Below are 23,257 nucleotides of genomic sequence, written 5' to 3' on the forward strand. Positions count from 1 at the left end.
GTTCCTCACTGCGCGGCCCGGCCGTAACCGGACGCATACCGCATGATTTCTTCTTGATTGGTCTTGGCGGTTTCGAGCACGCCTGTGATGCGGCCCTGATGGAACACCGCGATACGATCCGTCAGTCCTAGAATTTCCGGCAGTTCCGAACTGATGAGAATGACGCCGATGCCCTGTGCGGCCAGTTCGTCCATGATCTTGTAGATCGCGAACTTCGCGCCGACATCGATGCCGCGCGTCGGCTCATCGAAGAACAGCACGCGCGACTGACGGAACAGCCATTTGCCGATGATGATTTTCTGCTGATTGCCGCCCGAAAGCAGCCGCACCGTCTGATCGATCGAAGGGGTGCGGATATTCAGCAGATCGACGTAGCGCTTCGCCACATCGTCATGTTTCTTGAAGTCTATCAGCCCGAAACGGTTGGAAACCTCGCCGAGATTGGCGAGCGTCGTATTGGCCGCCACCGACATCTTGATGGCGAGGCCATCGCTTTTGCGATCTTCCGAGAGATAGGCAATACCTTCCTCGATGGCGTCCTGCGGCGAGCCGATCGAAAGTTCGCGCCCGTTGAAAACGATCTTACCCGCATCGAGAGGATCGGCCCCGAAGATTGCCCGCGCAACTTCCGTTCGCCCCGCGCCCATAAGTCCGGCAAAACCGAGGATTTCGCCGCGCCGCAGCGAGAAACTGACGTCACTAAACACGCCATTGCGCGTCAGTCCTTCGACGGAGAAGAGAATATCTTCCGTCGGGCGCGAGGTGCGCTCGGGAAATTTGTCTTCCAGCGAACGCCCGACCATGCGTGTGACAATGTCATCAACAGTGATCGAGGCAAAATCGTCGGTCGAAATATAACGTCCGTCGCGCAGGACCGTCACACGGTCGACAATCTCAGCCATCTCATCGAGACGATGGGAAATATAGACGATGCCGACGCCGGAAGCCTTGAGATCGCGGATGACCTTGAACAGAAGCCGGGTTTCCTGCTCGGTCAGCGACGAAGTCGGCTCATCCATGATGAGCACTTCCGCGTCGAGAGAGAGCGCCTTGGCGATTTCCACCATCTGACATTGCGCGACGGAAAGACCGCGGACCATCTGGTCGGGGTTGATATCGACGCCTAGCCGGTCGAGACAGCGTTTAGCATCGAGCCGCAGCTTCTTGCGGTCCACGAGAAAACCCCGGCGCGGTTCACGCGCGAGATAGATATTCTCGGCAACGGAAAGATGCGGAACGAGGTTGAGTTCCTGATGGATGATGGCGATTCCGGCGGCTTCGGACTCCAGCGGCGATGCATATTGCACCTTCACACCCTTGTGCAGGATCGTCCCTTCGCTTGGCTGGTACACACCGCTGATGATTTTCATCAGTGTCGATTTTCCCGCGCCATTCTCGCCGCAGACGGCATGAACTTCACCGCCGCGCAGATCGAAATGAACGTTCGACAGCGCCTTTACGCCGGGAAATTCCTTGCTGATGTTTTCGAGACGCAGAAGGGCCGAACGCTCCGCACGCGCCATCTCCTCAGGCGAAAAATCGCCCCGAATTGTCGATGCGCCCTGCGACATCTGGAAACCTCCACCCTGTTCCCCGCTCCACCGGGGTCATGAACAGGGCAAATGGTTAGGCCGGTTTTTCATAATGGTCAAGCCAATTAGGTCAAAAATTGAAATGGCGCGTTGGAAGGGATGGAAAGCCACCATAAAGAACTTTAAAATAATATATTGCTTTCAATAAGTTAAGTAATTTCTTGCGTATTGATACGCTTGGCGTTACGGTAAGGCCAAATATAAGCATCACGAAGGCTTCAGCAAAAAAGACATGAGTGGTCAGGCCAAAATAGCGGAACCGCGCAGGCTTTATCAGCAGATTGCGGATCAGATACGCGAACTCATCGACCTGGGTGAATTCCTGCCCGGCGCGCGGCTTCCCGCCGAACGGGAACTGGCACAGAAACTCGGCGTGTCGAGACCCTCGTTGCGCGAGGCGCTGATTGCGCTTGAAATCGATAACACCGTCGAAATTCGGATGGGTTCCGGCGTCTATGTATCGGCCGAAGCTCTTCAGACCACCCATCAGACCAAATCGCTGGGTGACAGCCCTTCCGAGCTGATGCAGGCGCGGGCCGCGCTGGAAGGGGCGACCATCGTGCTGGCGGCAAGCCGGATGACCGATGAAACGATCGCGGCCCTCCGCCAGATTCTCAACACCATGCAAAGGGAAATCGAGGCCGGCCGCAAACCCCTCGATCAGGATCGCCTGTTTCACGTCACCATCGCCGAACAATCCGGCAACAGCGTTCTGGCGCGGCTGGTGGCGAACCTCTTCGATGAGCGCCACAGCCCCATTTCGGCTCAGCTTCGCGTCAAATTTGAAGATCGCGACACCTGGACCCGCGCCCTGCAGGAGCACGAAGCCATTCTGGCTGCGCTGGAACTTAGGGATCCGCTGCTGGCGCAGGCCGCCATGCATACCCATCTGGAAGGCTCGAAACGCCGCTGGGTGGATAGCTGAATGACAAACATAGCAGGCAATGTACCGGGAGGAGGAAAACCCGTGAGTGAGAATTCCGAGGCAACCATTTTGCTGAACGCCAACGACAATGTCGCGGTGGCACGTCGGTCTATCCCGGCCGGCGGTGCAACGGGCAGGGGCGATCTGGCGGCACTCGAGCTGATCGGGCGCGGGCATAAGGTAGCCCTCAACTTCATCAAATCCGGAGACGAGGTGCTGAAATACGGGCAGGTGATCGGCATCGCCACCCAGGACATCGAACCCGGCCGGCATGTGCACCTGCACAATCTCGCCATGGTGCCTTCAGAACACGCACATCAGTTCAGCGTCGACATCGAGGAAAAGGGCATGGTGCCGGAAGCCGAGCGCCGGACCTTCATGGGGTACGACCGTGGTCTCGGCGGCGTTGGCACGCGCAACTATATTGGCGTGATCGCCTCGGTGAACTGTTCCGCCACCGTGTCGCGCTACATCGCCGACTATTTCAACAAACAGGGCGGCCTTGACGGTTTCGACAATGTCGACGGCGTCGTGGCGCTCACCCATGGCGGCGGCTGCGCGCTGAATACCAAATCGGAAGGCTACCGTCTTCTGATCCGCACCATTCAAGGTTATGCCCGCCATCCGAATTTCGGCGGCATTCTGCTGATCGGCCTCGGTTGCGAAACCAACCAGATCGCCCCCATCCTCGAACATTACAAAATGGAAGAGGGTGAGCGGCTGCGCACCATGACCATCCAGCAACACGGCGGCACCCGCAAGACGATCGATGCGGCAATCACCGAGATCAAGGCGATGCTGCCGATGGTCAATGCTGCGCGCCGTACGGAACAACCGCTTTCCAAGCTGAAGGTCGCACTGGAATGCGGCGGCTCGGACGGTTATTCCGGCATATCCGCCAATCCGGCTCTGGGCTATGCGTCCGACCTCATCGTCCGCAATGGCGGCACGACAGTGCTTTCCGAAACGCCCGAAATCTACGGCGCCGAGCACCTGCTGACCAAACGCGCAGTCACGCCTGCGGTCGCCGAAAAGCTGCTGCAGCGCATCGACTGGTGGCGGGACTACACCGCCCGCAATGGCGATGAACTCAACAACAATCCCTCTCACGGCAACAAGCTCGGCGGCCTGACCACCATTCTGGAGAAATCGCTGGGCGCGGTTGCCAAGGGTGGCTCCATGCCGCTGAAGGCGGTTTATGAATTTGCCGAAACGGTGACGGAGCAGGGCTTCGTCTTCATGGATACGCCCGGTTATGACCCCGTTGCCGTCACCGGCCAGGTTGCCGGTGGCTGCAACGTAATCTGTTTCACCACCGGCCGCGGCTCGGTTTCAGGTTTCAAGCCGTCCCCCTGCATCAAGATCGCCACCAATTCCGAAATGTATGAACACATGAAGGAAGACATGGATATCAATTGCGGCGAGATCGTCACCGGCAATGAAACCATCGAAGAATCCGGCAAACGAATTTTCGAACATATTCTAGCCGTGGCTTCCGGCGACAAAACCGTCAGCGAAATTTACGACTACGGCGACAACGAATTCGTGCCGTGGCAGGTCGGCGCAGTGACCTGAATAAAAATCGAAACTGTCCCACGTGAAACAAAAGGCCCGGAAAGCGATTTCCGGGCCTTAACTTTTGCTGACTATAGATCCGTAACTTAATGGCGGAAGTGGCGCATGCCGGTGAACACCATCGTCACATTATGTTCGTTTGCAGCGTCGATCACTTCCTGGTCACGCATGGAGCCGCCCGGCTGGATGACAGCTGTGGCGCCAGCGGCAATCGCAGCAAGCAAACCATCGGCGAAGGGGTAAAAGGCTTCCGAAGCAACGGCAGACCCGCGCGTCAGCGGTTCGGCAAGGCCAAGCGCCTTGGCTGCATCTTCCGCCTTCTGGGCGGCGATGCGGGCGGAATCCACGCGGCTCATCTGGCCGGCGCCAATGCCCGCCGTCTGGCCATCCTTGGCATAGATCACGGCATTGGATTTCACATGTTTGGCGATCTTGAAGGCGAACTTCATGTCCTCAAGCTCCTGCGCGGTCGGTGCACGCTTGGTAACGACTTTGAGTTCGAGATCCTCGACCATACCATTGTCACGGCTTTGCACGAGAAGGCCGCCGGAAACGGTCTTCGCCGTGAGGCCAGCCGCACGCGGGTCCGGCAGGCCACCGGCCGCCAGGAGGCGCAGGTTCGGCTTGCGGGCGATGATGGACTTGGCTTTTTCAGTCACGTCAGGCGCGATGATGACTTCGGTGAAGAGCTTGACGATCTCTTCCGCCGTTTCCGCATCGAGCGTGCGGTTGAGCGCAATGACGCCGCCAAAGGCGGAAACGGAATCGCATGCCAGCGCGCGCCGATAGGCTTCGGCAAGCGTCGGGCCGGTCGCAACACCGCAGGGATTGGCGTGTTTGATGATGGCAACGGCCGGCGCGTTTTCCGGCAGAAACTCCGCTACCAGCTCGTAAGCCGCATCCGTATCATTGATGTTGTTGTAGGAGAGCTGCTTACCCTGAAGAAGCGCCGCGGTCGCAACACCGGGGCGCTTTTCACCGGTCAGGTAGAAGCCGGCGCTCTGATGCGGGTTTTCACCATAACGCATCTTTTCCTTCAGCACGCCGCCGATGGCGCGGTAATCAGGCGTCTCGATCGCCAGTGCTTCGGCAAACCAGTTGGAAATCACGGCGTCATAAGCGGCCGTACGGGCATAAGCCTTGGCGGCAAAACGCTGGCGCAACGCATAGGAGGTCTGGCCGTCATCGGCCTGCAGGGCTTCGACCAGCGCAGGGTAATCGGAGGGGTCGGTAACAACAGTGACATAAGCATGGTTCTTGGCGGAAGCGCGGATCATAGCCGGGCCGCCAATATCGATATTCTCAACCGTCGTCGGATAGTCGCCACCCTTGGCGCGCACTTCCTCGAAAGGATAGAGATTGATCACGGAAAGATCGATCGCCTCGATGCCGTGCGCCTTCATCGCCTCGACATGGTCCGCATCATCCCGGATAGCCAGAAGCCCGCCATGGACATTCGGATGCAGCGTCTTGACGCGGCCATCCATGATTTCGGGAAAATTGGTGACATCGGAGACATCCGTGACCGCCAGGCCGGCTTCGGCAATCGCCTTTGCAGTACCGCCCGTCGACAGGAGCTTGACGCCAAGCTTGGAGAGCACCGTCGCGAGCTCGATAACATCGGTCTTGTCGGACACGGAAAGAAGCGCCGTGCGAATCTTGACCTTATCGGGGGCGGGAATTTTCTTGGACACCACGGCCATCAGGCATACTCCGTTAACAGGGAGGACAGGCTGGAAGGGGAATGATCCAGCAATTGCCGCCGCGTTAACACAGCTTACCGCATTAATAAACAGCGAGGATGCCGAACGGCAAGAACTATGGCCGTTTTTGCCTTCATGACTTGAAGGCGGTCAGCTCATGCGTTCAATGAGCCAGCGGATTTCCCGCGTATTGACGAGATTGAAGGGCAATTCGATCTGCTGCGACGGACGCATGCCGGATGCATCCGCCATGAAGACATCCTCCGTCACGAAAAGCTCCAGTCCGGGGGCCGAAAACAGCCAGGTGGTGCCATCTGCGGCCTCCAGATAAACCGACTCCTCATCCCGCTGATGAAGCTGGATATGGGGATGGATATGGAAACGGGAAACCGCCGACACCGATTGCAATTGCACATTCGCCGCCGCCTCGTCAGCGCGAAGCAGGTCGCGGCCCTTTATCTTGGTGCCGGCCGCATTCAATTCTATTTCCCGCTCGTGGTAGCAGCCGAAATTCTGCAAATAGCCATCATGGGACGCCCAAAGGACATCATTGCCATTCGCATCCGTTCCACGTCGGCTATCTACCTGGCTGACGCCCGAAACCATGATTGGGCCAAGCAACCTCGAGCGCGACAATCTGCAGGACGAGGTATCGGCAAGCGTGACGGTGGAATGCGCCGCCGTGGAACGGCTGGCACGCTGATATTCCGGTGCGGCGTTGCGAGGAAACCCGGAATTGACGATGAACCGGTTCTTGCCGCAGGACATTTCGAAAGAGAGGCATCCCGAATGGGCGCTGCGCGACAGTTCCGCAGAGCCGGGATAACCGGTATCCACGATGATAACAGTCTCATCCGTCGCCAACCGGTGGTAATTCACATCCGGCAGGACTTTGGAAGGCCTCCCGGCGGTTTCATCATAACGCAGCACGGAAACAAGCTCGTTGGCGAGCGTCGCCGTGGCGCCATTGAACAGCGCAAGATCGCCGCCCTGATGCCGGAAGAACCGGATCGCCGGAAACATACGGTCTATCGCCGGCACCAGCCCGGAGGGCAGGTCATGACCGAGATTGATATAGCTTTGCCGCAACGGCAGGAGATCGAGCAGGAGATCCAGCATAACCCTTGGATTGCGGGAAACATGCCCGCCATCCGGGAGAATCTGGCGTTCCATTTCCTGAGCCAGCTTCATTCCGTTCCGGTTGATCCGCGACAGCCGCATGGGCATAGCGATGGAGGCCATGGCAAGCGCTATTCTTATCCTCAGCCGCGCTTCACCATCCGGCGCATGTTTGACGATCCGCTCGAGATAACGCACATGAAAGGCGAGACTTTTCAGGAAACGGCGATAAAAACCGGCATCCGCCTCGTAGAGAACCACAGGAGAATGCGAGAGCAAGGCGATCAGCCTCTGCGCCGCAATTTCAGGTGACCAGGCCGTGCCGGTAACGCGCTTGCCATGTAACACCATCCACTCGGCAACGATGCGACGTGCGCGTTTGCAGGCCTCGCTCGATTTATCGGAACGGATGTGCCGCAGCCAGCTGAAGGCATGCAGCCGCTCTTCAAAAACCGCTGAGGGGTAGTCCACCTGAAACGGCGAAGCGCCGCCGGTTTCAACGACCCGCCCGGCCAGCGCGATGCGACCGCGCAACAACTCCTCGGCAAAATAGGGGTCAATCGCTCTCAGATCGGTGGGTGCGGCCACCAGACCGTCGGGCACGCGGTTGGCAAATCGGGATAGATGCAGGCGCAACGGGGTGAGGCCGACACACAGATGACGATACGCCATCCGCGAAAGAAGACCGGCGGCATTCATGCTGCCTGTGAAAGACCCTAACAAGCTGTGTTTCCCGTTTCACATGTTTTGTTTTTATCAGTGAACCGCGATGACCGGAACGTTTTCGATAAATATCTAATGATTCGCGAGAGCTTGGCTTTTTTCTACTTCTTACGCAAGACACTGCTAAAGAACCCATCGACGCCACCGAACATATCCGGCGTCGTGCGAAGATCGCCCGTGGCGCTGATGGCTGCTTCCATTCCGGGCCAGTCTTCCCTTTGGACCACAACGCGCTCCACATCAGGATTTTCCGCCAGAACCTCGGCAATCATCGCTTCCCCTTCAGAAGGATCGAGCGAGCAATTGGAAAAGACAACGAGGCCGCCTGGCCCGACGAGAGTCAGCGCATGTCGCAGCATCTGGCCCTGAAGCGCCGCGAGTTTGGCAATGTCGTTCTCGTCTTTCGTCCAGCAGACATCCGGATGCTTGCGCAAAGTCCCGGTAGACGAACAGGGTGCATCGAGGAGCACGGCATCGAAAAGCTGCTCCGGCTGGTATTTCAGCATATTGGTCTCGACCGTTTCGGCATGGAGACCAAGCCGGCCGAGATTTTCCCGCAGGCGGCGAAGACGGTTGCCGGACTGATCCAGCGCCGTCACCTTGGCGCCCGCCAGCGCAAGCTGGGCGGTCTTGCCACCGGGGGCAGCGCAAAGATCGGCGACGCGCTTGCCGGAGATATCCCCCAGAAGCCTTACCGGCATGCTGGCTGCGAGATCCTGCACCCACCAGGCGCCCTCGGCGAAACCGTCAAGTGAGGGGATCTGACCTTCGAATTCACCCAGACGCACGCTGCCATTCGGCATAAGCGTGCCGCCCAGCTTCTCCGCCCAAAGAGCAGGATCGGCCTTCACCGTCAGGTCAATGGAGGACGGCGTAAGCTGCGCCTCCGAAATCCTTTTAGCCACCTCATCGCCATAAGCCGAAACAAGCCGTGCATAGAACCACGCCGGCAAGACAGAAACGTCAGCGACAGCCTTTTCGATCTCCGCTTTTTCACGGCCGAGCCTTCTGAGCACGGCATTGACCAGCTTGACGAAACGTCGGTTGCGTGGATCGCGATGCGCCTGCTCCACGGCGAGATCGACAGCGGAATGATCCGGTACATCGAGGTAAAGCATTTGCGCAGCGCCCACGACAAGGACGTGATGCAGCGATCGCGCGCCTTGCGGCAATGGCCCATCCAACAACATCGACAATGCCGTCTCGATGCGGGGAAGGTGCCGAAGCGCACTATTGACGATGGCCCTCACCAGCGCCCGGTCAGCAAGCGACAACGCACGATAAACAGGGTTGCCGTTTTCGCTATCAAGCATCCCATCCATGGAGGTCTTCTTTTCCAGAACGGCCGCGAGAATGCGGGTGGCAGCAATGCGTGCAGCAAGACCCGGCTTGTCCTCGAAAGACGAAGGGCCGTCTTCACGGCCCCTTGCATGCGCTGGCTTCGGTTTTCTGGACCGCGCCGGCTTATTCTGAATATCGGATGTCAAGACCACGGCCCCTTGCGCTCGTTTTCATTGCCTCGTCCCCAGCCCGTTTTGGGGACGGAACCTGATTTGCGCAACGGTCTATCATCCGAGGGCGGCTTCGTCGATCCTCGCGGGGAAAACTCCTGCGCCATGGCGTGCAGCGCCGCCACGCGGTTTTCCGTGTTCGGATGGGTGGAAAAGAGATTGTCCATACGCTCGCCGGAGAGCGGATTGATGATGAACATATGCGCCGTTGCCGGATTGCGCTCGGCGTCATCATTGTGAATCTGCTGCGCCATGCCTGAAATCTTATGCAGGGCAGAGGCGAGCCAAAGCGGGTTGCCGCAGATTTCCGCGCCTCGACGGTCCGCGGAATATTCCCGAGTGCGGCTGATCGCCATCTGCACGAGCATCGCCGCGAGCGGCGCCACAATCATCGCGACCAGCACGCCGATGAAACCCAACGGGTTATTATTGTTTTCCCTGTTGCCGCCAAAGAAGAAGGCAAAATTGCCGAGCATGGAGATTGCACCCGCAAGCGTGGCGGTGATTGTCATGGTCAGAGTATCGCGGTTCTGCACATGGGCAAGTTCATGCGCCATGACACCCGCCACTTCCTCCGGCGTCAGGCGTTCCAGCAGCCCGGTCGACGCGGCAACAGCCGCGTTCTCAGGATTTCGACCTGTCGCAAAGGCGTTAGGCTGCGGACTGTCGTAGATATAGACCTTCGGCATAGGCAACCCGGCATTCTGTGACAAATCCCGGATCATGTGAAAAAACTCAGGCGCATTCGCCTCATCGATCTCCCGGGCGCGATAGGCTGACAGGACCATCTTATCCGAATTCCAGTAGGAAAACAGGTTCATACCGGCAGCAATGAGCAGGGCAATCATCATGCCGCCCTTGCCGCCGATCAGAAAACCGACACCCATGAACAATGCGGTCATGAAGGCCAGAAGCATTGCCGTGCGCATCATGTTCATCCGTCGAACTCTCCTTCTCACTCGCGGGAATATTGCGGGGGTTTATAAAACCCGTCCGATTATATAATCTGGGAAGCGGGAAACATATTTCAATATCCCGTCATAGGGAGGATTTCATGCAGAATGCGGATAATGACAATGGCACGGAAGAGGGCTCGGAGCCGGTGAAGCGACTTTCACCCGCAGCGCAGCGGGCGCTCAAGGAAGCGGAAGAACGACGCCTGCAGCAGGCGGATATTCAATTGCCGCCGGAGACCGGCGGTCGCGGCGGCGCGGAACCGGTTCGTTTCGGGGACTACGAAATAAAGGGCCGGGCTATCGATTTTTGAGAGCCCCAAAACGAAAATACCCGCCAAAAGCGGGTATTTATTAATTAAAACAGGTATTTAATTATTTCTGTTCCAACAGCCGGCAGACGGCCTCGAGTTGCTCTAGCGTGCGGTAACCGATACGAATCTGCCCCGATCCACCCTTGTGGCTGATTTTCACATCAAGCCCAAGAGCGTCGGAAAGGCTACGTTCGAGCGCGATCGTATCCGAATCCTTTTCCCCAGCCGGGCGCTTTTCAGCAATCTCACCCTGGGATTTGATATCGTTTTGCGCCAGACGCTCGGCATCACGCACCGAAAGTCCCTTGGAAACAATCGTGCGTGCCAAAGTCGCGGGATCTGAAGTGGAGACCAGCGCGCGGGCGTGACCGGCGGAAAGCGAACCATCCGCCAGCATATCCCGCACCGGATCGGGCAGCTTGAGAAGCCGCAGACTATTGGCAACATGGCTTCGGCTCTTGCCGATAATTTCGCCGAGGTCATTTTGCGTGTAGCCGTGTTCGGCGATCAGCTGTTCATAACCCATCGCCTCTTCAAGCGGATTGAGATCGGAACGCTGCACGTTTTCGACGATGGCAAGTTCCAGAGCAGTACGATCATCCACATCGCGAACGATGACGGGAACGTCGGTAAACCCAGCCAGCTGTGCTGCCCGCCAGCGGCGCTCACCTGCGATAATCTCGTATCGGTTGACTCCAACCGTTCTCACTACTACTGGCTGAACTATTCCATGCTGACGGATGGAAGCGGCAAGATCCTGCAGTTCATTTTCATCGAAATGACGCCGCGGGTTTCTCTGGCTGCGAGCGATGAATTCGATCGGAATGGTACGATCGGCATTAACCGCGCGCTGAGGCTCGCCGACCGGCACGGGCTGATCCATTTCACCGATCAATGCGGCAAGACCGCGCCCCAATCGACGCTTGGAAAGATCATCACTCATAAGATATTACTCCATACAGTCCGCAAATGTCAGGCAGCTTTGCGCAGGCGCTCTCTCTGGATCACTTCGGATGCCAATTGCAAATAGGCCTGACTGCCGGCGCATTTTAGATCATAGAGAATGGCCGGCTTACCATAGGACGGCGCTTCCGAAACACGAACGTTGCGCGGAATAAGGGTATGGTAAACCTTTTCGCCAAGATGGCTGCGCACATCCGAAACGACCTGCTGCGCAAGATTATTACGCGCATCGAACATCGTCAAAACGATGCCTTGTATATCGAGCTGTGGATTGACCGACCCGCGTATCTGGCTGACCGTATCCAGCAACTGGCTGAGACCTTCCAGCGCAAAGAACTCGCATTGCAGCGGCACCAGTACGGAATGCGCGGCCGTCATCGCATTCATCGTCAAAAGATTGAATGAGGGTGGGCAATCAACGAGAATATAGGAATAACCCCTGGCTTCTTGTGTTTCCATTGCCGCACGCAAGAGGAAAACGCGGTTGACAACATTCGCGACCTGCATCTCAAAACCGAGCAAATCCATTGTGGAGGGAACGATATCGAGATTGGGAACCGCCGTAGGAACAGCAACTTCCGCGACACCATGTTCTCCTACCAGAAGATCATAGGATGAAAGCTTGCGCTCTTTGCGGTCAATTCCGAGGCCCGTACTCGCATTGCCCTGCGGGTCCAAGTCCACGATCAGCACTCGCTCACCAATAGCCGCCAGCGCGGTCGCCAGATTAATAGCGGTTGTTGTCTTGCCAACGCCGCCTTTCTGGTTCGCAACTGCGATAATTCGGTTTTTTTCAAAGGTCATGCCGCACACCTGGCCAGCTTGTCAGCGCCTCAAATTGAGGTTGCTGATTTCAAGAACAACAGAATCTGCCTCAATGGCACTCTGATGTTTTACCAGATCAAACTGCCAGCGACCATGCGCTTTCTGCACTTCGGAATCATAATCCCGGCCTTTATTAAAATAGGCCTTGAGATCGGGATTATTCTGCGCCCAGGGATGAATATACTCAAAAAGCACATCCAGCTCGGCAAGGGCACGAGCGGAAACAGCATCACAAGTTGTTATAATTTCAGACGCCGTCTCGATTCTGATTGGGTGAACCGCTCCTCTGGCGCCGGTTTCCTTCAGCGCGATTCGCAAAAAGGCAGCTTTTTTATTGTTGCTTTCAACCAGATCGACCCAGCCGTCGCCAAGTTCCGCCATGAAGATCGCAGTGATAACGCCAGGGAAGCCACCACCGCTGCCAAGATCAATCCATTTTTTTGGTTGAGGAAAGAGCTGGAAGATTTGCGCACTATCGGCGACATGCCGGCTCCAAAGCTCCGTGAGCGTGGAAGGCGCTACCAGATTTGTGGTTTTGTTCCACTTCTTGAAAAGCTCGACAAAATGCTCGAGCTTCTCTTGTGTTTCACGTGAAACACTCTGGCCGTTTATCTTCATAATCCGACTCGCTATTGGTGCATGCGCAGTTGTTCACTTCGCGTTGCGGTATCTTTCCGCAGAAGTGCGAGCAGCAGCGATATCGCAGCCGGCGTCATGCCGTCAACACGGGCGGCCTGTGCAATATTCTCCGGACGGGCTTTTTCCAGCTTTTGTTTAAGCTCATTGGAGAGACCTGACAGACTCTGAAAATCGAAATCGTCAGGGATTTTCCTGTCTTCATCCCGTTTAATATCGACGATATCCGCGCTCTGCCGTTGCATATAGACGGCGTAACTCGCCTCGATATGTAAGACCTCTGCGACCTTGCCATTAAGCGCGTTGAGCTCTGGCCAGTGTTCCGCCAGAGCGTGCAAAGTCATGTCAGGATAAGCAAGCAACTCGTAGACGGAGCGACGTTGACCGTCCTGATTGAGTTTCAAACCCTGTTTGGCCGCCTGCGAAGGGCTGATGGAGAGCTCCTTCATTAACGCGCGGCCGCGATCGAGATCCGAAATAAAATCTGCAAAGCGCTGTTGACGCTCTTGACCGAGAATACCCGTCGCCTGGGCCACGGGTGTAAGCCGGAGATCCGCATTATCCACACGCAGGGAAAGACGATACTCCGCCCTTGACGTAAACATGCGATAGGGCTCGCTGACACCCTTGGATGTCAGGTCATCGATCATCACGCCAATATAAGATTCCGTCCGGCTAAAATGAAGCGGATGGGTGTTGCCAGCGTAAAGCGAGGCATTCAGGCCAGCAACAAGACCCTGAGCGCCAGCCTCTTCATAACCCGTCGTGCCATTGATCTGGCCAGCCAGAAACAGCCCCGGTATTTTGCGGCACTCGAGAGAGGGTTTCAGTTCCCGGGGATCGACATAATCATATTCGATCGCATAACCCGGCTGAAGAATCGTAACCCGTTCAAGGCCTGGTATCGTCCGGATAAATTGCTCCTGTACGGAGGCGGGCAGGGACGTGGAAATACCATTGGGATAAATGGTATGATCATCGAGACCCTCCGGCTCCAGAAATATCTGGTGGCCGTCCCTTTCGCCGAAACGAGTAATCTTATCCTCAATCGATGGGCAATAACGCGGGCCAACCCCTTCGATCTGCCCGGAATACATGGCAGAGAGGTGAATATTGTCCTGGATGATTTTGTGGCCTGCTGGAGTCGTGCGGGTCACACCACATTCGATTTGCGGATTGAGTATACGGTCCGTCATAAATGAGAATGGGACGGGATCCTCATCAGCCGCCTGCCGATCCACGGCGTTCCAATCGATGGTACGGCCATCCAAACGGGCAGGCGTGCCGGTTTTGAGCCGACCCATGGCGAGACCAAGCCGCGATAGCGTTTCGGAAAGGCCGAGAGAAGGCATTTCGCCAACTCGGCCGGCTGGAATCTTTTCGGAACCGATATGGATAAGACCACGCAGAAAAGTTCCGCTGGTGAGTACTACAGCCCCACAAGGAATCCGGCTACCATTTTTCATGATAACGGCAGCGACCCGATCATTGTCCATTTCAATATCAAAAGCATCGCCTTCGATAATTCTCAGGTTATCAATGGCATCGATTTCCCGCTGCATCGCTTCACGGTAGAGTCGGCGGTCAGCCTGCGTGCGCGGCCCACGAACGGCCGGACCCTTTTTCCGGTTGAGCATACGGAATTGAATGCCCGCAGCATCTGCGACCCTGCCCATCAATCCATCCAGCGCATCGATCTCACGAACGAGATGACCCTTTCCCAGGCCACCAATTGCGGGATTACAGGACATGACCCCAATCGTTTCGCGCTTGTGGGTAACAAGAGCGGTTTTTGCACCATGCCTTGCAGCGGCAGCGGCAGCTTCACTGCCGGCATGACCGCCACCAATAATAATGACATCGAATGACTGGTGCATTTTCCTGCGCCCTGTTTAATGCATCGACCTCACTATGGTGCCGATGTTTCACGTGAATCATTTTCCTATGCAGAATTCCGAGAAGATCACGCCCAGCAAATCTTCTACATCAACGCGGCCGGTGATCCGTCCGAGCGATGTCGCGGCGAGCCTTAGATATTCCGACCTTATCGCGAGGTCCAGGGTCTCAGAATCAAGCGCATCACTAACATAGTTCAGCGTCTCTTCAAGTCGTTTTTTATGGCGGGCACGGGCAGGAACCAAAGTCTGGCCAGCACCGACCTGTTTTTCTATCTCTCGCTTGAGGGCTGAGCGCAATTCATCGAGGCCTGTGCCTTCTTTTGCTGAGACAAACAAATCAAATTCATCATCCGAAGCGTGAGAGCGAAACGCAGATTTTGTTCTCACCCGCAAGGAGCTCTGATTATCAAATAAGCCAATAGATTGTTTCGGAGTCGAATCATTATCTTGCAGCAATAAAATAAGATCTGCAGTTTCCGCGGTCAGAACCGCACGCCGAACGCCTTCCTGTTCCACCACATCCTCAGTCTCCCGAATTCCTGCGGTATCGAATATCCGCACCAGATATCCGTCCAGATTGATGTCGACGCTTAAAACATCTCTCGTCGTCCCGGCAATGTCGGTAACAATTGCCACGTCACGACCGCTCAACGCATTAAGCAGAGTGGACTTACCCACATTTGGTTCGCCTACAAGCGCCACTTTAAAGCCATCGCGAATGATTTCGCCGCTTCCACCGCCTTTAAGGTGATCGCTGATTTCACCCTTGAGCTCCGCCATCGCTTCCCAAACCCGGGCAGCAACGGAATCCGGCACATCCTCCTCATCGGCAAAATCCAGTTCCGCCTCGATCAGGGCGCGGGCACGGGTCAGGCGATTGGCCCAGCCATCATAGAGAGCCGATAATTGACCGCTGCTTTGCTCGACCGCCAGACGCCGCTGCATCTCCGTTTCCGCCTGCAACAGATCGGCGAGGCCCTCAACCTCGAGCAGGTCCATCTTACCATTTTCAAAGGCTCTGCGGGAAAACTCACCGGCCTCTGCGGGTCGAAGTCCTTCAAGATTCTCGAGCTCTGCAAAAATGGAAGCCACGACCGCGCGGCTGCCGTGGCTGTGAATTTCAACGCAATTTTCACCCGTGAAAGAATTTGGAGCCGGAAAGGCGATCACCAGAGCTTGGTCAATGATCTCATTGTTTCGATTCCGAATCGAACAAAGGCTTGTTCTTCGTGGTGAAGCAAGGTCTCGACCTGTCAGCATCTTCAACGCATCAAAAGCCCTGAGACCACTGATCCTCAGAACCGCGACACCCGCCGGCAGGGCGCCGCTGGACAGCGCATAAATCGTATCGGCGGAAGCTGGCATCGTTCACCTCGGTCTAAAACAGTCAAGCCGCACCCGAATGAACGGATACGGCTTTAAAGCTCTTATGATGAATCCGACTAAAGTTCGGATCAGGTATTCATCGATTCGAAGAAATCCGAATTGGTTTTCGTCTGCTTCAGCTTGTCGATCAGGAATTCGATGGCGTCCATCGTTCCCATCGGTGCGAGAATGCGGCGAAGAACGAAGATCTTCTGGAGGTCCTGACGTGGTACCAGCAGGTCTTCCTTACGTGTACCGGATTTCAGAATATCCAGCGCCGGGAAGATACGCTTGTCGGCAACCTTGCGGTCAAGCACGATTTCCGAGTTGCCGGTACCCTTGAACTCTTCGAAGATGACTTCATCCATGCGGCTGCCCGTATCGATAAGTGCAGTCGCAATGATCGTGAGCGAGCCGCCTTCTTCGATGTTACGCGCGGCACCGAAGAAACGCTTCGGCCGCTGCAGGGCGTTGGCATCCACACCACCGGTCAGAACCTTGCCGGAGGAGGGAACAACGGTGTTGTAAGCACGGCCAAGACGCGTGATGGAGTCGAGCAGGATGACGACGTCACGGCCATGCTCGACCAGGCGCTTCGCCTTTTCGATGACCATTTCGGCGACCTGGACGTGGCGTACAGCCGGTTCGTCGAAGGTGGAGGACACAACCTCACCCTTTACCGAACGCTGCATGTCGGTCACTTCTTCCGGACGCTCATCGATCAGCAGAACGATTAGATAGCACTCCGGGTGATTCGCCGTGATGGAATGAGCGATGTTCTGCAGCAGAACCGTTTTACCAGTGCGCGGCGGCGCCACGATCAATCCGCGCTGGCCCTTGCCGAGCGGCGCGACGAGGTCGATGACGCGCGACGACAGATCCTTCGATGTTGGAACTTCCAGTTCCATCTTGAAGCGCTCATTCGGGTAAAGCGGCGTCAGATTGTCGAAGTGAACCTTGTGACGGATCTTTTCCGGGTCGTCGAAATTGATCGTATTGACCTTGAGAAGCGCGAAATACCGTTCGCCTTCCTTCGGACCACGGATCGGCCCTTCAACAGTATCGCCGGTCTTCAGCGAGAAGCGGCGAATCTGCGAGGGCGAAATATAGATATCGTCCGGGCCGGGCAGATAGTTTGCGTTTGCAGAACGCAGGAACCCGAACCCGTCCTGCAGGACTTCAACGACGCCTTCGCCGATGATTTCGATGTCCTGGCTCGCGAGAACCTTGAGGATTGCGAACATGAGCTCCTGCTTGCGCATGGTGCTCGCATTTTCAACTTCCAGGGATTCGGCAAAAGTCAACAAGTCGGTAGGCGATTTGCTCTTAAGTTCCTGAAGCTTCATTTCAGCCATGAAGGGAAGACCGTTTGATAATGTAATGTCGGGGGAGGGCGTGTTCGCGAATCAGATGCTGTGGGAGATACCGCAGATGACTGAATAATTCACATGCCACGAAGATGAGTGAACTGAAAATAGCGATTGAATACGGCGGCTGCAAGAGGAAAGCACGAATTCCGCGAAATTTATCGTCGCACCGTCTTAACCAAACGGTTTCACAACCACAAGTATGACAATCAGGATCATTAGAACGGTCGGAACTTCGTTCATCAACCGCCAGTGACGGGCCGGTCTTGTATTTTCATCCCGCGCAAAACGTTTTGCGCTACGGATGAAGTAAACATGGGTGGCGGTCAGAAGCACGACCAGCCCGATCTTCGCATGCAGCCAGCCGCCGGAAAAACCATAAACCGACCAAGCGAGATAGAGCCCCAATATCCAGGATATCATCATCGCTGGGTTCATGATCACCCTGATCAGCCGCTGCTCCATCACCTTGAAGGTTTCAGATTGCTGCGAACCGGCAGGTGCATCGGTGTGATAGATAAAAAGCCGCGGCAGGTAGAAAATCGCGGCCATCCACGAGATCACGGCGACGATATGCAGCGCCTTGACCCAGAGATAGAGATCGGCGGGATCGGCGTAAAATACGAGCGCGATGAAAGCGGCAAAGACACCGAGTGCGACACCGGCACGCAAAGCCGCCTTGTTTCCGGAGCGGGCCGAGGTCTGTTTTTCCTCGCTCATCCAGCACCCCCAACCGAGCGCACACGCTGCACCAGCCGGGTTACGTTCTCCGGATCCGCCTGCGGGGTGATGCCGTGGCCGAGATTGAAGATCAGCGGACCTTGCCCAAGCGCCTGCAGCACAGCGTCGATGCCATCCTGCAAAGCCTTGCCACCCGCCACCATCAGCATCGGGTCGAGATTGCCCTGCACCGGGCCTTCCTTCTGCAAATCCCTGGCGAAGCTTAACGGCACGGACCAATCCAGGCCAATGGCGTCAGCACCCGTCTTGCGGCGATAATCCCTCAGCAGATAACCAGCGCCCTTAGCAAAAGCGATGATCTTTGCCGAAGGCCGGCGGGCGCGTACCGACGCGATAATGCGGGCGACCGGCTTGATCGCATATTCCTCGAATTCCTTTTCGCCGAGCACGCCGGCCCAGGAATCGAAGATCTGAACCGCATCGGCCCCGGCATCAATCTGCGCCACCAGATAATCGGCAGAGACCTCAGCGAGGAAAGCCAGCAGCTTTTCCATGGCGGCCGGCTCCTGATAACCGAACAACCGCGCCGGGGCCTGGTCCGGCGTCCCATGCCCGGCAATCATATAGGTCGCAACCGTCCAGGGCGCGCCGCAAAAACCGAGAAGCGTCGTTTCATCCGGCAATGAGCTGCGCAGACGCGACACCGTTTCGAAAACGGGCGAGAGATGCGCCATGACATCAGACGCATCGAGTTTCCCGATACCGCTCACATCGATCGGGTCCATGGCTGGACCTTTGCCTTCGCTGAAGGACACGTTGCGATGGAGCGCGTCGGGGATGACAAGAATGTCGGAAAAGAGAATGGCTGCATCCAGCCCGAACCGGCGAATGGGCTGAAGGGTCACTTCGCTCGCCAGCTCGGGATTATAACAGAGATCAAGGAAACTTCCGGCGGTCTTTCGAGTTTCCCGATACTCCGGAAGATAACGCCCAGCCTGACGCATCAGCCATATGGGCGGCGGTGTGACCGTCTTCCCGTTCAAAACAGTCATAACCTTGCGTTCGCTCATGGCACCCAGCTTCTAAAAAATAAAATCAAAGAGATTTAAAAGATTTTCTATTTCTTAGAGTCTGTGGGTAGCAAGGATTAAAATCATTCCAGTCGAAATGCCGCAGCGGCGACATCTCAACAGCGCCTGCGTATATTGATCATGCGAGTGTTTAAAGATAATTGGGAAAACTGTAATTATATGAATAATTTCATATAGTTATTTATACGGCAATAAATTTCGTCTCTGTGGATAATCTGGGGAAAATTCTGAACAGTTTCGCACTATTCCATTAATTCACAGGCGCCGTGAAGGCGAGAGACACCACTTGCGAATTGTGGAAAAACACCACCTTATTCACCTCGCGGTTCGGCCCGCCGGGCAATTCAGAGACTTGTCCAAGTTTATCAACAGGGGGAGAAAAACAGCGTGGAGAACAAAAAAAGTTTCTTCCATCTGCACCTGATTTCGGACTCGACGGGAGAGACTCTGATGTCGGCCGGCCGCGCCGTCTCGGCGCAGTTCCATGCCTCCATGCCGGTGGAACATGTCTATCCGATGATCCGTAACCAGAAACAGCTCGCGCAGGTCGTGGATCTCATCGACAAGGAACCGGGCATTGTTCTTTATACGATCGTTGACCAGCAGCTGGCCGAATTCCTGGATCTACGCTGTCATGCGATCGGTGTGCCTTGCGTCAACGTGCTTGAACCCATCATTGGTATCTTCCAGACCTATCTTGGTGCGCCATCGCGAAGGCGGGTGGGCGCACAACATGCGCTGAATGCCGATTATTTTGCGCGGATCGAAGCGCTCAATTTCGCCATGGATCATGATGACGGACAGATGCCGGAGACCTACGACGAGGCGGATGTCGTCATCATCGGCATCAGCCGCACGTCGAAAACACCAACCAGCATCTATCTCGCCAACAGGGGCATAAAGACCGCCAATATTCCGGTTGTTCCCAATGTGCCTTTGCCCGATAGCCTCTATGCCGCTACCCGGCCTCTGATAGTCGGTCTCGTCGCGACATCGGATCGCATATCGCAGGTTCGTGAGAACCGGGAGCTGGGCGCAACCGGCGGATTTGACAGTGGCCGTTACACGGATCGCGCCACCATCATGGAAGAGCTGAAATATGCGCGCGCTCTCTGCGCGCGCAACAATTGGCCGCTGATCGATGTCACACGCCGTTCCATCGAGGAAACGGCTGCGGCGATCCTTGCCCTACGCCCGAGGACGCGATAATCCGGTCGCATCATCAGGAGCAGACAGTCGATGAAACAAGAGTTGATCCTCGCCTCGTCCAGCGCATCCCGGCAGATGCTGATGCGCAATGCGGGGCTGACATTTTCGGCAATACCCGCGGATATCGATGAGCGTGCGCTTGACGAGCAATTGGAACGAGACGGCGCCAGCCCCGAGGAGGTTGCGCTGGAGCTCGCCCGGGCCAAAGCGCTTGCAGTCAGTGCACTCCACCCGGAAGCACTGGTTCTCGGCTGCGACCAGACCATGGCGCTCGGTGCTCGCGTCTATCACAAGCCAAAAACGATGGCGGAAGCCGAAACGCATCTTCTGTCATTATCCGGCAAGGTCCATCGTCTGAACAGCGCGGCTGTTCTAGTTCGAAAGGGCGATGTGGTGTGGCAGACCGTTTCCAGCGCTGAGCTTGCCGTTCGGGCCTTGAGTGCTGAGTTTGTCTCCCGCCACCTGCAGCGGGTGGGAGAAAAGGCCCTCAGCAGCGTCGGCGCCTACCAGCTTGAGGGGGAAGGAATCCAGCTATTCACCTCCATCGAGGGGGATTATTTCACGATCCTCGGTCTGCCGCTTCTGCCTCTTTTATCGAAACTGCGCGACATGGATGTCATCGATGGCTGATTCACGTGAAACACTAACCATAAACGCCTTCGTTGTCGGTTACCCGATCAAGCATTCCCGGTCGCCGATCATACATTCCTATTGGCTCAAAAAATTCGGTATCGCCGGTTCCTATAAAGCCGTTGAGGTCTCCCCGGATAATTTTCCGAATTTCATTAAAACACTGAAGGAAGGTAAACCGGGTGCAGCCGTGGGCGGCAATGTCACCATTCCGCACAAGGAAGCGGCTTACCTGTTGGCGGACCGTCCCGATGCTCTGGCGGAAGAACTCGGCGCCGCCAACACCATATGGATGGAGGAGGGTAAACTCCACGCTACCAACACGGATGGTTACGGTTTCGTCTCGAACCTGGATGAGCGGCATCCGGGCTGGGATAAGACCGACCGGGCGGTGGTTTTCGGCGCCGGCGGCGCAAGCCGGGCCGTTATTCAGTCACTGCGTGATAGGGGTATTGCGGAGATTCACGTCCTGAACCGCACGGTCGAGCGTGCGCGCGAACTGGCCGACCGCTTTGGCCCACGGGTCTTTTCCCATCCACAGGCGGCGCTTCAGGAGGTCATGCAGGGCGCTGGGCTGTTCGTGAATACGACATCGCTCGGAATGGATGGAACCGAAGCGCCGCATCTCGATTTTTCGCAGCTCGCTCCCGATGCGGTCGTGACCGATATCGTCTACGTGCCGTTGAAAACGCCGATCCTCAATATGGCGCAAGAGCAGGGTATGGCCACCGTCGATGGGCTCGGCATGTTGCTCCATCAGGCAAAACCGGGTTTCAAGCGATGGTTCGGCAGAATGCCTGAGGTGGATGAAACGCTCCGTTCGCTGATCATCGCGGATATGGAGAAACATTGATGATCGTCATCGGTCTCACCGGCTCGATTGGAATGGGAAAAACGACGACGGCGAAGCTCTTTGCCGACGAGGGTGTTCCGGTTCTCGATTCCGATGAGGTCGTGCACGGGCTTTATCGTGCAGAAGCCGTTCCGTTGATCGAGGCCGCCTTTCCTGGCACTACCATCTCCGGCATGGTCGATCGGCAGAAACTCGGTGATATCCTGCGGCAGAAACCCGCTAATTTTATCAGGCTGGAAGAGATCGTTCATCCGCTGGTGCGCAAGAGACAGGACGGGTTTCTGGCGGAAGCGCGGAAAGACAATCGGTCTTTTGCTCTGCTCGATATACCCTTGTTGTTCGAAACGGGGGCGGAAGGCCGGGTCGATAAAGTCGTGGTGGTGAGTTGCGCGCCGGATATCCAGCGCGAGCGGGTTTTATCCCGGCCGGGTATGACGGAAGAGAAATTTGACATGATCCTTGCCCGGCAGATGCCTGATGCGGAAAAGCGCCGGCGCGCCGATTTTGTCATCGATTCCGGAAATGGTGTCGAAGCAGCGCGGGATCAGGTAAAAGAAATTCTGCAGAAACTGGGCGCTTGAGTCGCGCCGCGGAGAGACGAATGCGTGAGATCATTTTCGATACGGAAACCACGGGCCTCGAATCGAAGCTTGACCGCGTGATCGAAATCGGCGGCATCGAACTGATCAATCATTTTCCCACCGGCCGCACGCTGCATCTTTATATCAGCCCGGAGGATCGCAAAGTACACCCCGACGCGCTTGCCGTTCACGGCATAACCGATGAGTTTCTGAAAGATAAACCGAAATTCGGCGAGGTTGTCGACCAGATCCGTGAGTTCTTCGATGGCGCGCGCTGGGTGGCGCATAATGCGACCTTCGATATGGACTTCATCAACGCGGAATTCGCGCGTCTTGGCATCGAGCCGGTCTCGGCCGAGCTGGTGACGGACACACTTTCACTCGCGCGTCGCAAGAACCCGATGGGCCCGAATTCGCTGGATGCTCTTTGCCGGCGTTACGGCATCGACAATTCCCACCGCACCAAACACGGCGCGCTTCTCGACTCCGAACTTCTGGCCGAAGTCTATATCGAAATGATCGGCGGTCGCCAGACGGCGCTCGGTTTTGGCTCTGCCGCCAGACAGGAAACCATTGTCATTGAGGAAGACGTTCCGCTTGAGCCATTGCGAAGGCCAAGCGCCTTGCCCTCAAGGCTGGATGCGGAAACAGTCGCGGCGCATGGCAAACTGGTTCTCGGCATGGGCGACAAGGCTATCTGGAACCGCTACCAGAACTGAAGCCTTCGCGGAGGTTGAAATGAC

Annotated in this window: 21 protein-coding genes; 8 read left to right on the forward strand and 13 right to left on the reverse strand. The window is 56.4% G+C overall.

Annotated elements, in window-relative coordinates; all coding sequences use genetic code 11:
• Positions 1 to 5: 5 nt before the first annotated feature.
• Complete coding sequence (locus CFBP5499_RS13300; protein ID WP_175416725.1) at positions 6 to 1,571, reverse strand: sugar ABC transporter ATP-binding protein; 1,566 nt, start codon at positions 1,569 to 1,571, stop codon at positions 6 to 8.
• 253 nt (positions 1,572 to 1,824) lie between these two features.
• Between CFBP5499_RS13300 and CFBP5499_RS13305 the strand changes: the two genes are divergently transcribed.
• Both CFBP5499_RS13305 and CFBP5499_RS13310 read left to right on the forward strand, forming a co-directional pair.
• Positions 1,825 to 2,517, forward strand: coding sequence for a FadR/GntR family transcriptional regulator (locus tag CFBP5499_RS13305; protein WP_080827008.1), 693 nt, complete (start codon positions 1,825 to 1,827; stop codon positions 2,515 to 2,517).
• A gap of 42 nt (positions 2,518 to 2,559) precedes the next feature.
• Complete coding sequence (locus CFBP5499_RS13310) at positions 2,560 to 4,092, forward strand: UxaA family hydrolase (protein ID WP_080827007.1); 1,533 nt, start codon at positions 2,560 to 2,562, stop codon at positions 4,090 to 4,092.
• 86 nt (positions 4,093 to 4,178) lie between these two features.
• Here the strand turns inward: CFBP5499_RS13310 and purH are convergent, their stop codons facing one another.
• The 4 genes from purH to htpX form a co-directional block, all read right to left on the reverse strand.
• Positions 4,179 to 5,795 (reverse strand): bifunctional phosphoribosylaminoimidazolecarboxamide formyltransferase/IMP cyclohydrolase, encoded by a 1,617-nt coding sequence (gene purH / locus CFBP5499_RS13315; protein ID WP_080827006.1) that lies wholly within the window; start codon positions 5,793 to 5,795, stop codon positions 4,179 to 4,181.
• A 150-nt stretch (positions 5,796 to 5,945) separates the two neighbouring features.
• Positions 5,946 to 7,613: a heparinase II/III family protein gene (locus CFBP5499_RS13320; protein ID WP_175416788.1), complete on the reverse strand. Its 1,668-nt coding sequence runs from the start codon at positions 7,611 to 7,613 to the stop codon at positions 5,946 to 5,948.
• A 125-nt stretch (positions 7,614 to 7,738) separates the two neighbouring features.
• Complete coding sequence (locus CFBP5499_RS13325) at positions 7,739 to 9,124, reverse strand: RsmB/NOP family class I SAM-dependent RNA methyltransferase (RefSeq protein ID WP_080827541.1); 1,386 nt, start codon at positions 9,122 to 9,124, stop codon at positions 7,739 to 7,741.
• A complete protein-coding gene (gene htpX / locus CFBP5499_RS13330) occupies positions 9,121 to 10,086 on the reverse strand; it encodes a zinc metalloprotease HtpX (RefSeq protein ID WP_080827005.1) in 966 nt (321 codons plus the stop codon). Before htpX ends, CFBP5499_RS13325 begins: the two co-directional genes overlap by 4 nt.
• A gap of 116 nt (positions 10,087 to 10,202) precedes the next feature.
• Here htpX and CFBP5499_RS13335 point away from each other — a divergent pair, with 116 nt between their 5' ends.
• A complete protein-coding gene (locus CFBP5499_RS13335) occupies positions 10,203 to 10,415 on the forward strand; it encodes a DUF1674 domain-containing protein (RefSeq protein ID WP_080827004.1) in 213 nt (70 codons plus the stop codon).
• 61 nt (positions 10,416 to 10,476) lie between these two features.
• Here the strand turns inward: CFBP5499_RS13335 and CFBP5499_RS13340 are convergent, their stop codons facing one another.
• The 8 genes from CFBP5499_RS13340 to hemE all read right to left on the reverse strand — a co-directional run bounded on the left by CFBP5499_RS13340 (position 10,477) and on the right by hemE (position 19,220).
• Positions 10,477 to 11,358, reverse strand: a complete 882-nt coding sequence (locus CFBP5499_RS13340) for a ParB/RepB/Spo0J family partition protein (RefSeq protein WP_080827003.1) — start codon at positions 11,356 to 11,358, stop codon at positions 10,477 to 10,479.
• 29 nt (positions 11,359 to 11,387) lie between these two features.
• Entirely contained in the window at positions 11,388 to 12,182 is a 795-nt protein-coding gene (locus CFBP5499_RS13345) for a ParA family protein (protein WP_080827002.1), read from the reverse strand.
• A gap of 21 nt (positions 12,183 to 12,203) precedes the next feature.
• Positions 12,204 to 12,821 carry a 16S rRNA (guanine(527)-N(7))-methyltransferase RsmG gene (rsmG, locus tag CFBP5499_RS13350; protein ID WP_080827001.1) on the reverse strand — a complete coding sequence of 206 codons (618 nt, stop codon included), beginning with the start codon at positions 12,819 to 12,821 and terminating at the stop codon, positions 12,204 to 12,206.
• Between the two features lie 11 nt (positions 12,822 to 12,832).
• Positions 12,833 to 14,716: a tRNA uridine-5-carboxymethylaminomethyl(34) synthesis enzyme MnmG gene (gene mnmG / locus CFBP5499_RS13355; protein WP_080827000.1), complete on the reverse strand. Its 1,884-nt coding sequence runs from the start codon at positions 14,714 to 14,716 to the stop codon at positions 12,833 to 12,835.
• A 57-nt stretch (positions 14,717 to 14,773) separates the two neighbouring features.
• Complete coding sequence (mnmE, locus tag CFBP5499_RS13360) at positions 14,774 to 16,102, reverse strand: tRNA uridine-5-carboxymethylaminomethyl(34) synthesis GTPase MnmE (RefSeq protein ID WP_080826999.1); 1,329 nt, start codon at positions 16,100 to 16,102, stop codon at positions 14,774 to 14,776.
• An 89-nt stretch (positions 16,103 to 16,191) separates the two neighbouring features.
• Complete coding sequence (rho, locus tag CFBP5499_RS13365) at positions 16,192 to 17,457, reverse strand: transcription termination factor Rho (protein WP_080826998.1); 1,266 nt, start codon at positions 17,455 to 17,457, stop codon at positions 16,192 to 16,194.
• A 186-nt stretch (positions 17,458 to 17,643) separates the two neighbouring features.
• Positions 17,644 to 18,189, reverse strand: a complete 546-nt coding sequence (gene hemJ / locus CFBP5499_RS13370; RefSeq protein ID WP_175416726.1) for a protoporphyrinogen oxidase HemJ — start codon at positions 18,187 to 18,189, stop codon at positions 17,644 to 17,646.
• Positions 18,186 to 19,220, reverse strand: coding sequence for a uroporphyrinogen decarboxylase (gene hemE / locus CFBP5499_RS13375; protein WP_080826997.1), 1,035 nt, complete (start codon positions 19,218 to 19,220; stop codon positions 18,186 to 18,188). Before hemE ends, hemJ begins: the two co-directional genes overlap by 4 nt.
• A 408-nt stretch (positions 19,221 to 19,628) precedes the next feature.
• Between hemE and CFBP5499_RS13385 the strand changes: the two genes are divergently transcribed.
• From CFBP5499_RS13385 to dnaQ, 5 genes are read left to right on the forward strand one after another with little or no spacing between them, the layout of a single operon-like run.
• Positions 19,629 to 20,450, forward strand: a complete 822-nt coding sequence (locus CFBP5499_RS13385) for a pyruvate, water dikinase regulatory protein (RefSeq protein WP_080826996.1) — start codon at positions 19,629 to 19,631, stop codon at positions 20,448 to 20,450.
• Between the two features lie 30 nt (positions 20,451 to 20,480).
• Positions 20,481 to 21,080, forward strand: a complete 600-nt coding sequence (gene actR, locus CFBP5499_RS13390; protein ID WP_080826995.1) for a two-component system response regulator ActR — start codon at positions 20,481 to 20,483, stop codon at positions 21,078 to 21,080.
• Positions 21,073 to 21,933 carry a shikimate dehydrogenase gene (locus CFBP5499_RS13395; RefSeq protein WP_080826994.1) on the forward strand — a complete coding sequence of 287 codons (861 nt, stop codon included), beginning with the start codon at positions 21,073 to 21,075 and terminating at the stop codon, positions 21,931 to 21,933. Before actR ends, CFBP5499_RS13395 begins: the two co-directional genes overlap by 8 nt.
• Entirely contained in the window at positions 21,933 to 22,514 is a 582-nt protein-coding gene (gene coaE, locus CFBP5499_RS13400; RefSeq protein ID WP_080826993.1) for a dephospho-CoA kinase, read from the forward strand. The genes CFBP5499_RS13395 and coaE overlap by 1 nt, the downstream gene beginning before the upstream one ends.
• A gap of 20 nt (positions 22,515 to 22,534) precedes the next feature.
• Positions 22,535 to 23,233: a DNA polymerase III subunit epsilon gene (gene dnaQ, locus CFBP5499_RS13405; protein WP_080826992.1), complete on the forward strand. Its 699-nt coding sequence runs from the start codon at positions 22,535 to 22,537 to the stop codon at positions 23,231 to 23,233.
• Positions 23,234 to 23,257: the final 24 nt, after the last annotated feature.

This window comes from Agrobacterium tumefaciens (genome assembly GCF_005221325.1).
Classification (GTDB): domain Bacteria; phylum Pseudomonadota; class Alphaproteobacteria; order Rhizobiales; family Rhizobiaceae; genus Agrobacterium.

Bases quoted from the DNA above. Each gene is read 5' to 3' on its own strand.
- CFBP5499_RS13300 (WP_175416725.1), bottom strand. From the start codon at position 1,571: ATGTCGCAGGGCGCATCGACAATTCGGGGCGATTTTTCGCCTGAGGAG.
- CFBP5499_RS13305 (WP_080827008.1), top strand. From the start codon at position 1,825: ATGAGTGGTCAGGCCAAAATAGCGGAACCGCGCAGGCTTTATCAGCAG.
- purH (WP_080827006.1), bottom strand. From the start codon at position 5,795: ATGGCCGTGGTGTCCAAGAAAATTCCCGCCCCCGATAAGGTCAAGATT.
- CFBP5499_RS13320 (WP_175416788.1), bottom strand. From the start codon at position 7,613: ATGAATGCCGCCGGTCTTCTTTCGCGGATGGCGTATCGTCATCTGTGT.
- htpX (WP_080827005.1), bottom strand. From the start codon at position 10,086: ATGAACATGATGCGCACGGCAATGCTTCTGGCCTTCATGACCGCATTG.
- CFBP5499_RS13335 (WP_080827004.1), top strand. From the start codon at position 10,203: ATGCAGAATGCGGATAATGACAATGGCACGGAAGAGGGCTCGGAGCCG.
- CFBP5499_RS13340 (WP_080827003.1), bottom strand. From the start codon at position 11,358: ATGAGTGATGATCTTTCCAAGCGTCGATTGGGGCGCGGTCTTGCCGCA.
- CFBP5499_RS13345 (WP_080827002.1), bottom strand. From the start codon at position 12,182: ATGACCTTTGAAAAAAACCGAATTATCGCAGTTGCGAACCAGAAAGGC.
- rsmG (WP_080827001.1), bottom strand. From the start codon at position 12,821: ATGAAGATAAACGGCCAGAGTGTTTCACGTGAAACACAAGAGAAGCTC.
- mnmG (WP_080827000.1), bottom strand. From the start codon at position 14,716: ATGCACCAGTCATTCGATGTCATTATTATTGGTGGCGGTCATGCCGGC.
- mnmE (WP_080826999.1), bottom strand. From the start codon at position 16,102: ATGCCAGCTTCCGCCGATACGATTTATGCGCTGTCCAGCGGCGCCCTG.
- rho (WP_080826998.1), bottom strand. From the start codon at position 17,457: ATGGCTGAAATGAAGCTTCAGGAACTTAAGAGCAAATCGCCTACCGAC.
- hemJ (WP_175416726.1), bottom strand. From the start codon at position 18,189: ATGAGCGAGGAAAAACAGACCTCGGCCCGCTCCGGAAACAAGGCGGCT.
- hemE (WP_080826997.1), bottom strand. From the start codon at position 19,220: ATGAGCGAACGCAAGGTTATGACTGTTTTGAACGGGAAGACGGTCACA.
- actR (WP_080826995.1), top strand. From the start codon at position 20,481: ATGAAACAAGAGTTGATCCTCGCCTCGTCCAGCGCATCCCGGCAGATG.
- CFBP5499_RS13395 (WP_080826994.1), top strand. From the start codon at position 21,073: ATGGCTGATTCACGTGAAACACTAACCATAAACGCCTTCGTTGTCGGT.
- coaE (WP_080826993.1), top strand. From the start codon at position 21,933: ATGATCGTCATCGGTCTCACCGGCTCGATTGGAATGGGAAAAACGACG.
- dnaQ (WP_080826992.1), top strand. From the start codon at position 22,535: ATGCGTGAGATCATTTTCGATACGGAAACCACGGGCCTCGAATCGAAG.